8 protein-coding genes and 1 CRISPR repeat array are annotated in these 12344 nt (G+C 63.7%); all 8 genes read left to right on the plus strand.

Going from position 1 to position 12344, the window contains the following annotated elements:
• The first annotated feature begins 294 nt into the window (after window positions 1-294).
• Genes cas3 through cas2e form a run of 8 tightly spaced genes read left to right on the plus strand, consistent with a single transcriptional unit; the run spans window position 295 to window position 9464 of the window.
• The gene (gene cas3 / locus AB7V09_RS00950) at window positions 295-3246 is read left to right on the plus strand and encodes a CRISPR-associated helicase Cas3' (protein WP_419142650.1); all 2952 of its coding nucleotides are present in this window, start codon (window positions 295-297) and stop codon (window positions 3244-3246) included.
• Entirely contained in the window at window positions 3243-4889 is a 1647-nt protein-coding gene (gene casA, locus AB7V09_RS00955) for a type I-E CRISPR-associated protein Cse1/CasA (RefSeq protein ID WP_419142651.1), read from the plus strand. The genes cas3 and casA overlap by 4 nt, the downstream gene beginning before the upstream one ends.
• Window positions 4886-5614: a type I-E CRISPR-associated protein Cse2/CasB gene (gene casB, locus AB7V09_RS00960; protein WP_076133410.1), complete on the plus strand. Its 729-nt coding sequence runs from the start codon at window positions 4886-4888 to the stop codon at window positions 5612-5614. The genes casA and casB overlap by 4 nt, the downstream gene beginning before the upstream one ends.
• Before the next feature lie 2 nt (window positions 5615-5616).
• The gene (gene cas7e, locus AB7V09_RS00965; RefSeq protein ID WP_419142652.1) at window positions 5617-6744 is read left to right on the plus strand and encodes a type I-E CRISPR-associated protein Cas7/Cse4/CasC; all 1128 of its coding nucleotides are present in this window, start codon (window positions 5617-5619) and stop codon (window positions 6742-6744) included.
• Window positions 6744-7460: a type I-E CRISPR-associated protein Cas5/CasD gene (gene cas5e / locus AB7V09_RS00970; RefSeq protein WP_419142653.1), complete on the plus strand. Its 717-nt coding sequence runs from the start codon at window positions 6744-6746 to the stop codon at window positions 7458-7460. The genes cas7e and cas5e overlap by 1 nt, the downstream gene beginning before the upstream one ends.
• The gene (locus AB7V09_RS00975) at window positions 7451-8137 is read left to right on the plus strand and encodes a type I-E CRISPR-associated protein Cas6/Cse3/CasE (RefSeq protein ID WP_419142654.1); all 687 of its coding nucleotides are present in this window, start codon (window positions 7451-7453) and stop codon (window positions 8135-8137) included. The genes cas5e and AB7V09_RS00975 overlap by 10 nt, the downstream gene beginning before the upstream one ends.
• A 2-nt stretch (window positions 8138-8139) precedes the next feature.
• On the plus strand, window positions 8140-9078 hold the full coding sequence (gene cas1e / locus AB7V09_RS00980) for a type I-E CRISPR-associated endonuclease Cas1e (protein ID WP_419142655.1): 939 nt from the start codon (window positions 8140-8142) through the stop codon (window positions 9076-9078).
• A gap of 41 nt (window positions 9079-9119) precedes the next feature.
• The gene (gene cas2e, locus AB7V09_RS00985; RefSeq protein ID WP_419142656.1) at window positions 9120-9464 is read left to right on the plus strand and encodes a type I-E CRISPR-associated endoribonuclease Cas2e; all 345 of its coding nucleotides are present in this window, start codon (window positions 9120-9122) and stop codon (window positions 9462-9464) included.
• Between the two features lie 56 nt (window positions 9465-9520).
• Window positions 9521-12296: a CRISPR direct-repeat array (repeat unit 28 nt; unit sequence GTAAACCCCGCGCGAGCGGGGATGATCC).
• Window positions 12297-12344: the final 48 nt, after the last annotated feature.

Here is a 12344-nt window from a genome sequence, read left to right on the forward strand (position 1 = left end):
GGTAGAAAATTAACCGAACCGGTTAAAATCGCTTCGTCGATCGCCTACCGAGGGTCTTGAGTGTCAGATGTTCCGCTGCGTCGCAGTTTTTATGGCGAGTGGTGTGCGTGCTACTATCGTCCGTGGAAACTCGGCCCCTGATGCTCCTTTGGTTGAATGATCCGAATGTCTTAGGGGTGGGCTGTCGCTATTGTGCGGCAGCCGCGGTTTCCGCTGAAGCACTCCAAATTCCCCTGCGGACGAACCTCAGTGTCGAGGTCCATTCGGCTTCACCCTCCAACGAAGGAGATCCCTGTGACGCTCTCGGCGCAAGTCCGATCCGTGTGGGCCAAATTCGGCTACGACCCTGAGAGTCATCATTGGCTGCCGCTCTGGCTGCATCTGCTCGACGCCGCTGCGGTGGCCGAGCACCTCGCCAGACGCTGGCTGGCACCTACCACTCGTGAGCTCATCGAGCGCGAGTTCGCGGGCTCCGAGTCTGGGCTGACCCCGGTGGAGGAGTTCTGCCTGCTCGCCTCTTGGGTCGCCGGCGTCCACGACATTGGCAAGTGCACCCCGGCCTTCTCCGTCCAGGTCCCGGGACTGGACGACCGCATGAAGGAGGCAGGGCTGATCCACGAACCGGTAGATCCTCTCGAACGGCGCAAGGTACCGCACGCCCTGGCTGGGCACTTGATCCTGGAGAACTGGCTCATGGACGGGCACGGTTGGGACCTTGAACCCGCCGAGGCCCTCGCCTCCGTCGTCGGCGCCCATCACGGTATCCCGCCCACGGCGGCGGCTCTCGGCCAGGACTACTACGGGCATGAGCACCTCCTCGGTGAGGATGAGGCGTGGAGCGCGACCCGCCACGAGCTCCTCGAACTCGTCACACGACGCACCGGTGCCGCGGCTCTTCTCCCTCGCTGGGCGCGTCACCGATGGTCCCAGCCCTTCCTCGTGGAGCTCTCGGGGCTGCTCATCGTCTCGGACTGGATCGCCTCGACCGAAGCCTATTTCCCGCTGCTGTCCCTTGAGGACGATGGTGCGCGCCTGCTCGCGCCCGACGCCCATACCCTTCGTGCGGCCACCGGCCTGTCGCGTCTGGAGATCCCCGCGCCATGGCGTCCCCGCGACGAGGGCACCGCTCCCGACTGCCTGCTCACCAGCCGTTTCAACCTGCCCGACGATGCCCGCGCCACCGATGTCCAGGTGCGCGCACTGCAGGCTGCCCGCACCATGGACCTGCCGGGAATGCTCATCGTTCAGGAGTCCACGGGAGGAGGGAAGACCGAGGCGGCCCTCATGGCCGCCGAGGTGCTCGCCGCCCGCACCCGCCGCTCCGGAATCCTCTTCGCTCTACCCACCCAGGCGACGACGGACGCCATGTTCTCCCGCGAGCTCGACTGGCTGGAGAACATTGAGAAGGCCTACACCGACGAGGGGGCGCCGTCGGAGTTCGCCGCTCAGCTCCTGCACGGACGGTCCCGACTCAACAAGGAGGCGCAGCTTCTGCGACGCCGCGGTTACGAGATCCGCGACCGGCTCCTTGGATCGCTTGACGACTCGACCGGCGAGACCCCGCGCCCTATCGGGATCGGATGGGATGAGGAAGAGGCTCGAACGGGCCGTGCCGCAGACTCCGAGGACGGCCGCAGAGCCGACCTGGCGATCCTGGCCTGGTTCAGTGGGCGCAAGAAGTCGATGCTGTCGGACTTCGTCGTCACCACCGTGGACCACCTGCTGTTCGGGGCAATGCGTTCCCCGCACCTGGCCATGCGACACCTGGGACTGTCCCGCAAGGTCGTCATCGTCGACGAGGTGCACTCCTACTCCACGTACATGAACGTCTACCTGGACCGGGTCCTGACCTGGCTCGCAGCCTACGGGGTGCCGGTGGTGCTCCTGTCGGCCACACTGTCCGAGGCCCGCTGCTCGGCCATGGTCGACGCCTACCGACGGGGCCTGCGCCTGGCAGCGGGTAAGCGCGTCCGCCGGTGTCCCGCCCCCGAGAACGTACACACTCCCTTCCCCTGCCTGGTCGCTGCTGGTGAGGATCGCACCGAGGTCGTCCCGACCGCGTCGGGACGACGCAGCACAGTCCGGATCAGACGGCTTACGAAGGATGCTCTGATCCCGCTCTTGGAGGAGGCCCTCGTCGACGGCGGCTGCGCGCTGGTGGTCCGCAATACGGTGCGGCGCGCCCAGGAGACCTATGAGCAGCTGCGCGAGCACTTCGGCGAGGACGTCAGTCTCAACCACGCCCGGTTCACGATCGGCGACCGGCTCGCCAAGGACAAGGATCTTCTCAACCGCTTCGGCCCTCCACGCAAGGCTGGAAAGCGCCCGTGCAGAGCCATCGTCGTCGCCACCCAGGTCGTCGAGCAGTCCCTCGACGTCGACTTCGACCTGCTCGTCACTGACCTCGCTCCCATCGACCTGGTCCTCCAGCGCATGGGACGCCTGCACCGTCACCAGCGGCGGCGACCGCCCCGACTTGCCGAGCCCGCCTGCTACATCGACTGGCTGCCGTCGACGTCGTCCCCCGAGCCCTCGTTGGAACCGGGGGCCAAGGCGATCTACGGCGAGCAGGACATGCTCATGAGCGCGGCCGCACTGGACCGGGTGATCGACGGCCCCGGCGTCGTCACGGTTCCCGACGATGTCCACGACCTCATCGAGGCCGTCTACGGTCCCGATGCCCCAGTGCCGCCGTCGTGGAAGGAAGCCGTCGACCGAGCTCGGGAGACATACGCGACGAGCAACCGTGCGAAGCATGAGGCCGCTCAGGGATTCCTTCTGAATGAGCCCGAGCGGAGAGGGAAGAGTGCCTCCCTGATCGGCTGGCTGCACGTGACGGCCTCCGACAACGAGGAGGGGGGACGCGCCCAGGTCCGCGACGGCGAGGACTCCCTGGAGGTCATCCTCCTGGACCTGTGCCGGGTAGGCGGCCAGGAGGAGCTGCGCACCCTGCCATCCGCACCGGAGGCTCCAGGAGCCATGATCCCCACAGACCGCGCTCCGGACAAGAAGATCGCCCGCGCCATGGCCCTGTCCGCCGTGAGGTTGCCTCCGCGCCTGAGCAATCCGCACCGGATCGACCAGGTCATCGATGAGCTGGAGAAATGCGTTGTACCCGCTTGGCAGGATGATCCGCAGCTCCGAGGACAGTTGTTCCTTCTTCTGGAGGAAGGCCGGGCGCAGCTGGCCGACACCGTACTCGAGTACTCCCCATCCACCGGGCTCAAGGAGGTCCAATCAGAATGACGCAGCGTTTCAATCTTCTTGACGAGCCCTGGATCCGGGTAACCAGGCTCGACGGCGCCCCCGATGAGGTCTCCCTCCTCACCCTGTTCCGGGAGGCGACGGACATCACCGGGATCCACGGCGAGATCGCCAGCCAGGACGTGGCCATCCTGCGCCTGCTGCTGGCCATCTGCCACCGCGCCATGGATGGGCCGGAGGACCTGGATACCTGGAGGGAGTACTGGGAGGAGCCCGAGCGCCTGGGGCGGGACGTCATCGACTATCTCGAGCGCTACCGGGAGCGCTTCGACCTGCGCGACCCGGACCGTCCCTTCTTCCAGGTTGCGGATATACAGGGAACGGTATCTCCCATATCAAAAATGATCATCGATACTCCTAAAGACCTCAAAAGGCCTTTATTTACAACTAGAATTGGCGATGGATTGGAGTCTCTTTCTTGGTCTGAGGCGGCGCGGTGGCTAATTCATGTTCACGCCTTCGACCCTGCGGGACTTCGAAGCGGGGCTCTGGGTGATCCGAGAAGAAATCCGAACGGCACGACTCCGCCGAATGGACCTGGATGGGCTGGGCAGCTCGGAACTACATATGTCACGTCGAACAATCTGTTGAAGACTATGCTATTGAATGTGGTTCCCGCGTCTTTTCTGTCCGCTTCGATTGTAGATACTGAAACAGATTTGGCGCCCTGGGAGTTAGCTACCCCGACTTCGCGGTGCAGCGAAACTTCAAGCAATCCAACTGGGCCGGTTTATTGCTTGACTTGGCAGTCGCGTCGGGTGCTTCTGATTGGTGATGACGTTCATGTTACTGGTCTATTTCTTGGGAATGGGACAAAAACATCTCCACAAAACCTTCAAGCTGTCGAAACGATGAGCTCGTGGAGGAGGTCGTCTGCGCAAGAGAAAAAGCTTCGTCTCCCCTCGGTGTTTATGCCCGTGGGACATAAAAGTGATGTGGCATTCTGGAGGAGTCTTCCGTCTCTAATTCCGCAACTCAATGTTTCGGACACAATTCCTCCTACGATCATTGCGTTTTATCAGGAGCTTATGCGGCGTCAGTTAGTCCCTAGGGTTGGCATAATTCCCGTTCATGCAGTAGGTATTTCGTATGATCCTCCTGACAAGAAAACGAACGTAGTCGAACTCATCGACGACGTCCTCTCCCTGCCCGCCGGTCTACTCGACCCCGAGAACACGCGACTGCTCGCCGTTGTGCGCGATGCCATGGAGGAGACGGAACAGGCCGCCTCCGCACTGCGGAACCTGGCCGGGAACCTGGACCGCGCTCGCGGTGGGAGCCCGGATACGGCGTCGGCTGCGCGCGAGCACGCCGGTGCCGCCTTCTACCAGGTCATTGATGAGCGTTTCCCCCGATGGCTCGCCTCCCTGGACGAAGCGGACCCGATCAGGGCTCGCGACCAGTGGCGCAGGCTGCTGCGCTCCGAGGCATGGACACAGCAGGAAGCGCTGGCATCCGCCGTGCCTGATACCGCCTTCGCCGGGCGTGGAGAGGGAAAGGGGCGGATGGACGTCGGCAAGGCGTTGTTCTTCTTCCGCCGTGCTCTGAACGTGGCCGTACCAGCACCTGCACAGCAAGACAGCAGCGCTGAGAACAATAAGAATGAAGAAAGGACACCGGCATGACTGTGTCGGATACCAATACACACGCCAACCCCGCGGATGCAGTACCGCCCGGAGCGCACCAGCGGCCCTACCGCCCGCGGCTGGAGGAGAATGCCGGCCGCCTCGTCGACCAGCGCATTGGCGGAACGAAGAGGCAGGAGGGCCTGCAAGCCCGCTATCGGCGCAATGAGGCTCGAGCACGCGGTGAGCTGGCCGCTCTGCGCAAGGGCGCGAACAGGCCTCCCGGAGAGCTCCCCGAGATCTGGGAGCTCACGAGCGTCCACGTTCCCGACTATGCAGGCGACGCCCCTACGTGGGAAGAGACCGCCGTCCATACCGCCATGACGCTCTATGCCGTGCACCAGCAGTCACGGACCGAACCCATGTTCGTGCCCGGAAGAGGGCTCGGCCATGCCGCCCGCAGTCTGATCGGTCCACCGGACGATGAGAACCCTTCGGCCCGGGCGCGCTTCAACGCCCTGGTTACCTCGACGACCGTTACCGAGCTGCGCCACCACCTGCGGGGCTTCATCTCGCTGCTCCGAGCCCGGAGCATCACCTTGGATCACGCCATGCTCGCAGACGACATCCTTCACTTCCAGCAACCGGGCAGAGCCAGAAAGGTTCGCCTGACCTGGTCACGGGAGTACCAGTTCCTATCTGCCGAATCCCCAGCCTCTTCCGACGACGCCACCCCGGCATCTGCAACCAACTCGACGATAACCGCGCCAACCCCGGAGAACTGACAATGAGCACCTACATCGATATTCACATCATCCAGAACCTTCCGCCCTCCTGCGTCAACCGAGACGACTCGGGCTCACCCAAATCTGCTGTTTACGGCGGTGTCCGCCGTCTGCGGGTCTCTAGCCAGTCCTGGAAACGAGCAACGCGTCTGTACTTCAATGATCTGCTGGACGCCGATGACGTCGGCGTACGTACGAAGCGAGTCGTCGAGGTGCTGGCCACGGCAATTGCGAAGGGTGCACCTGAGTTCGCGGAGAACGCCACCACGCTCGCCGAGGGAGTGTTCAAGGCGGCCAAGATCAAGCTCTCATCTCCGCGCGGCAAGAAAGACGGGACTCCTGAATCCGGATACCTCTTGTTCCTGTCCACCAGCCAGATCGCGCGCCTGGCCGAGCTGGCCATCGCCTCGGCCCGCAGCGGTGAGGCACTCGATGCCAAGATGGTCAAGAAAACCTTCAAGGAGGAGCACGCCGTCGACATCGCGCTCTTCGGACGCATGGTTGCTGAAGACACCGATCTCAATGTCGATGCCGCCTGCCAAGTGGCCCACGCCATCTCCACACACGCCGCTGAGAACGAGTACGACTTCTTCACCGCCGTCGACGATGAGAAGAACCGATCAGAGGAGGAGGATGCCGGCGCTGGCATGATGGGTACGGTCGAGTTCTCCTCGGCCACCATGTACCGCTATGCCACCGTCAATCTCGACATGCTGGTCGAGAACCTCGGGGACGGCGACGCGGCACTGCGAGCGCTGGAGGTCTTCATTAAGGGTTTCTGCCTATCCATGCCCACCGGCAAGCAGAACACGTTCGCCAACCGGACCCTTCCGGAAGCCATCGTTGTTTCTATCCGTGACGACCAACCTGTTTCCCTCGTGGGTGCCTTCGAGGAGCCGGTACCGGAGTCCTCCGGCCGCGGTTACGTCGACCGTTCGGTGGGGGCGCTTGCTCAGTACACCGAGACGATCGAGAAGAACTACGGGTTGAGGCCGCTGAGCAGCTTCGTCGTCGCTCTCAAGGACTCAGATGCCGTCTCCTCGTTTGGTGAGCGTGTGTCCTTCACCGACCTACCTGACCGGGTCCGTCAGGTTGTGGATCCCCGAGTGAGCCGTGAGGAGCGAGCCTGATGACCGTCCTCCTCCTGCGACTTGCAGGACCGTTACAGGCCTGGGGGGTGAAATCTCGCTTCACCGTTCGTTCCACTGAGCTCGAGCCGACCAGGAGCGGCATCATCGGCATGTTGGCGGCCGCTGTCGGCCGTCGCCGGACAGACCCGATCGAGGATCTCCTGTCCCTGCGTTTTGGGGTGCGTAAGGATCAGCCCGGTCGAGTCATCAGGGACTTCCACACGGCACGCACGCTTGACGGCAAGGACTCCATGCCTTTGTCGAACCGGTACTACCTCTCCGATGCCGTTTTCCTCGCAGGTATCGAAGGTGATCGCCCCCTCCTGGAGGGCATTGACGAGGCGCTCCACCATCCGGCCTTCCCTCTGTATCTCGGCAGGCGCTCATGCCCGCCGACGCCACCCGTGTCCCTGGGCCTTCGGGAGGCGGCGCTGCTCGATGCGCTTCGGGCTGAGCCCTGGCTTGCCTCACTCTGGTTCCAGAGGCGGCACCGCAGCCATGTCTTTGACGCGGAGCTGCTTCTCGACCAGGAGGCCGTACCCGTAGGGGAGCGGGGCGCGGCCCGTGGCAGTCGCGATGTACCGGTTTCCTTCGATCCGCGACGTCGTGACTATGACTTCCGCCAGGTTGAACGGGTCATGGTGCAGGTCGGTGTGCCTAAAGTGGACGCACATGATCCCATGCTTGCGTTGGAGGAGGCGAACCAGTGTTTCTGACGAAGATCGATCTGGCCCCGGAGCGCCGCCTCGCGCGCAAGTATCTGGGTTCGCCTCAGGCCATGCATGCCGTCGTCATGAGTGCCACCGGAGGTCATGTCGGTGTCGGTCCGGGACGAGTCTTGTGGCGGGTCGACCGAGGCATGACGACGGCCCTGTACATACTCTCACCGGTAGAGCCTGACTGCTCTCAGCTCGTCACGGAGGCGGGGGCGGCAGGCACCCAGGCGCGAACCCTGGATTACTCCCCATTCCTCGCCTCGCTGGATGATGGGCAGCTGTGGGCCTTCCGCCTCGCGGCGAACCCGTCCTACTCGGCTTCTCGGGGCCCAGGAGTGCGCGGGCAACGCTACGGACACGTCACCGTTGAACAGCAGCGACAGTGGCTCATTGACCGCGTCCCACGGTTCGGCTTCGAGTTCATGCCTGTGGACCATACTGATGGTGAGGGGACTGACGAGGCCGTTTTGGTCGCGTACCGGGAGCGTCCCGTTTTCAACCGGCGACGACCAGGAGGTGAAGGATACGACCGCGTGACCATCAACCGCACCGTTTACGAAGGCGTTCTGCGTGTCACTGATCCTGAGCCCCTGCGCCGTGCGCTCATCGCCGGGATCGGCCGGTCCAAGGCCTACGGTTGTGGGCTCATGACGCTCGCCCGGGTGAGACAGGACTGACGATGGTCAGAATGCTGCCGGTTCCGGTGACGGCGCTGCCCCGTGTCCAGGACCGGATGTCCTTTCTTTACTTGGAGCACTGCGTGGTGCACCGGGAGGATGGTGCCCTGACCGCGCGCAACGATCAGGGCACTATCCATGTCCCTGCCGCCTCTCTGGTGGCGGTCTTCCTTGGTCCGGGAACGTCGGTCAGTCACCAGGCGATGAGCCTGCTGGGCGAGTGCGGGACGACGGCGGTCTGGGTCGGTGAACGCGGCGTGCGCTACTACGCGCATGGCCGATCGCTGGCGACATCCACCCGTCTGCTAGTGGAGCAAGCGGCCAGGGTCTCCTCTCCCCAGAAGCGACTGCGGGTGGCGCGCGAGATGTACTGCATGCGCTTCAGCGGCGAAGGTGTTGACGGGCTCACCATGCAGCAGCTCAGAGGCCGGGAAGGAGCTCGGGTTCGCGAAGTTTACCGCGAGAATTCTAGGCGCACTGGGGTTCCCTGGACCCGACGCGACTACCGGCCTGATGACTTCGAGGCGTCGGATCCGATCAACCAGGCGCTTTCAGCCGCGCACGCAGCCCTGTACGGCGTCGTTCACGGAGTGATTGTCTCCCTGGGGTGCTCTCCAGGACTCGGCTTCGTTCACACGGGCCATGAGCGCTCCTTCGTCTACGATGTCGCCGACCTGTACAAAGCGGAGACAACGATCCCCATCGCCTTCGACGTCGTCTCCGAGGGGATGGATGACCTCACTGGGACCACTCGACGGCGAGTTCGGGACAAGGTCTTCGAGCTCAAGATCATCGAACGGACGGTCAAAGATATCTACCGTCTGCTTGAGGTTGATGATCTGGAGGATATGAACATCAACGTCGTCTCTTTGTGGGACTACCAGCAGCGTGCTGTAGCTGGTGGGGCGAACTACGCTGGAGAGGACGCAGGGGGATGGTAGTTCTGGTTCTCTCTGCTGCCCCTGCCTCGTTGCGGGGCTCCATGACTCGCTGGTTGTTAGAGGTATCTCCTGGGGTCTTCGTCGGGCATCTCTCCGCTCGAGTGCGAGAGCAGTTGTGGGAGTTGGTGCGCGCATACATCGGGGAGGGGCGGGCTCTACTGATCTGGTCGGTGCGATCCGAGCAACGGTTCGAGATCGCCTCCCTGGCGCACGAGCGTGAACCGGTCGATATCGAAGGGTGCCTTGTCATGCGCACCCCGTACCGGCAGATCGAGGGATCGCAGGCGATCCCCGGCGCCGTCAAGGCTCCGAAGGAGTCCTGGTCGATTGCTGCAAGACGACGACGCTATCGGAACCCTGCGGAGCGAGCGCTAGGTCGGCAGTGAAGGCAAACGCAGTCTGGTAGGGTGCCTCGTCGTTGGGATTCCAAGGTTCCGCAAGTGTAAACCCCGCGCGAGCGGGGATGATCCGGCTGCTACTCACAACTAAGTTCCCATCGTTGCGTAAACCCCGCGCGAGCGGGGATGATCCCAACCATTTCAACGTGGTCAGTCTCAGGATAGTGTAAACCCCGCGCGAGCGGGGATGATCCGTGTAGCCGGTTCACCCACCGTCCCGCCGGGCTGTAAACCCCGCGCGAGCGGGGATGATCCCCATGTGCCACCGTCGATCCAGACGGAGACCTCGTAAACCCCGCGCGAGCGGGGATGATCCCTTGCCGTCCTTGTCCTTCGCTTCGATGGGGACGTAAACCCCGCGCGAGCGGGGATGATCCCGAAGCACCGTTCGGCAGTGAATTAATCGTAGGGTAAACCCCGCGCGAGCGGGGATGATCCCATGGTCGTGAGGAGCGAACGAACGCGGTCGCCGTAAACCCCGCGCGAGCGGGGATGATCCCATTCTTGGAACTGATACCGAGAAGCGAATGTGGTAAACCCCGCGCGAGCGGGGATGATCCTCGACGAGATGCGCCGCATCCTGAACCTACCGGGTAAACCCCGCGCGAGCGGGGATGATCCCTACAGCGCTAGTTGAGAAAGGATGCAACTGGGGTAAACCCCGCGCGAGCGGGGATGATCCTGTCTTTGAGGCTTACTTCCCAAAGATTGTGCCGTAAACCCCGCGCGAGCGGGGATGATCCCTTGAACGCCTTGGAAATGCGATCAACAGACAAGTAAACCCCGCGCGAGCGGGGATGATCCCATACCCACCCAACTGACCAATAGCGTTGAGAGGGTAAACCCCGCGCGAGCGGGGATGATCCGCACCAGTCACGGACGGACCTCGGGTTGACGCCGTAAACCCCGCGCGAGCGGGGATGATCCCCGGTATCACTGGACTGGTCTTCCCGAGGAGATGTAAACCCCGCGCGAGCGGGGATGATCCCTCCACCTCGAAGGTGAAGGCGTGGGGCGGCGACGTAAACCCCGCGCGAGCGGGGATGATCCGCACGCTAAGTGACTTCCCCCTGCCCCTACCAAGTAAACCCCGCGCGAGCGGGGATGATCCGACCGGAGACGCTGGTGGGACAAAAAGGGATGGGTAAACCCCGCGCGAGCGGGGATGATCCCGCAGATGAGGACGCGGCGCGGGCACTCGCTTCGTAAACCCCGCGCGAGCGGGGATGATCCCAACGGGTGACGGGCACGGGCAGTCGCCCGCCGGTAAACCCCGCGCGAGCGGGGATGATCCCGGGCTCTCCCGAGTCGTCCACGTCGGAGTCGAGTAAACCCCGCGCGAGCGGGGATGATCCCTGCATCTGCCGTGCTTCCGACGAAGACGGAGGGTAAACCCCGCGCGAGCGGGGATGATCCGAAATGGGAGACCATTGGTTACTTTATTCCGCTGTAAACCCCGCGCGAGCGGGGATGATCCCGAGGAACAGCGCAAGGCGAATAAGGCGAAGGTGTAAACCCCGCGCGAGCGGGGATGATCCCAACACGTGAACCACACCACACAAACAAATGTCGTAAACCCCGCGCGAGCGGGGATGATCCCTACGGGCCATCTGAACATACTCATTCAGCGACGTAAACCCCGCGCGAGCGGGGATGATCCAGCCCCCGAGCACGAGCACCGCAGCGGCAGGGGGTAAACCCCGCGCGAGCGGGGATGATCCGCAACAATCATCGGGTTACGTTCATTCAATAGAGTAAACCCCGCGCGAGCGGGGATGATCCGGCGTTCGCGGCCGCCTCGCCCGACGTCGTCGCGTAAACCCCGCGCGAGCGGGGATGATCCGGCCTTCGCGGTCCAGGACCCCGCCCTTCCACTGTAAACCCCGCGCGAGCGGGGATGATCCTGTAGGTGGGCCTGTGTCTGTGGGGGTGCCGGCGTAAACCCCGCGCGAGCGGGGATGATCCCCGATCCTGACGGCGTATGGGGCGACGCCAGTAGTAAACCCCGCGCGAGCGGGGATGATCCGCGGCTCGGCTTCTACCACTTCGCCCGCCCTGGGTAAACCCCGCGCGAGCGGGGATGATCCCCTGGACCGACCTGGAGAGGTTCATCCCCCGCGGTAAACCCCGCGCGAGCGGGGATGATCCCTCAGAACCACCAGCCACGGTGCCCGTAGCGCCGTAAACCCCGCGCGAGCGGGGATGATCCGTGCCCACGAACGTGTTGCTGGTGGCCATATAGGTAAACCCCGCGCGAGCGGGGATGATCCGGCAGGCATTAACTGGGTCAGCGCCTACGTCCCAGTAAACCCCGCGCGAGCGGGGATGATCCCCCTCGCAGACGACGACGCCGTAAGGAAGACCGGTAAACCCCGCGCGAGCGGGGATGATCCCGTCGTGGCGCCCCTGCTCGCGAACATGGCGCAGTAAACCCCGCGCGAGCAGGGATGATCCTGTTCGCCATGACGCGAGGGAAGGTGAACAGCTGTAAACCCCGCGCGAGCGGGGATGATCCGGCGATCGACGCCTACCGACGGATGATCTTGGAGTAAACCCCGCGCGAGCGGGGATGATCCGCGGTGGCAGCTGGTCCACGCCCCAGACTGGGTGTAAACCCCGCGCGAGCGGGGATGATCCGGAAATCCTGACTATCTTGAAGGAGAACGACAAGTAAACCCCGCGCGAGCGGGGATGATCCGTACGGGCGCTGGTACGCACAAGTAACCGGGTCGTAAACCCCGCGCGAGCGGGGATGATCCCTCGGCCCCGATGTCGTACAGGGCCTTGCCCACGTAAACCCCGCGCGAGCGGGGATGATCCCTCGGCCCCGATGTCGTACAGGGCCTTGCCCACGTAAACCCCGCGCGA

The organism is Actinomyces sp. SKVG-SVH-4(1) (genome assembly GCF_048514265.1).
Classification (GTDB): domain Bacteria; phylum Actinomycetota; class Actinomycetes; order Actinomycetales; family Actinomycetaceae; genus Actinomyces; species Actinomyces oris.

Excerpts from the sequence above, each read along its gene's own strand:
- casA (WP_419142651.1), top strand. The coding sequence starts at position 3,243 with ATGACGCAGCGTTTCAATCTTCTTGACGAGCCCTGGATCCGGGTAACC.
- casB (WP_076133410.1), top strand. The coding sequence starts at position 4,886 with ATGACTGTGTCGGATACCAATACACACGCCAACCCCGCGGATGCAGTA.
- cas7e (WP_419142652.1), top strand. The coding sequence starts at position 5,617 with ATGAGCACCTACATCGATATTCACATCATCCAGAACCTTCCGCCCTCC.
- cas5e (WP_419142653.1), top strand. The coding sequence starts at position 6,744 with ATGACCGTCCTCCTCCTGCGACTTGCAGGACCGTTACAGGCCTGGGGG.
- cas1e (WP_419142655.1), top strand. The coding sequence starts at position 8,140 with ATGGTCAGAATGCTGCCGGTTCCGGTGACGGCGCTGCCCCGTGTCCAG.
- cas2e (WP_419142656.1), top strand. The coding sequence starts at position 9,120 with ATGACTCGCTGGTTGTTAGAGGTATCTCCTGGGGTCTTCGTCGGGCAT.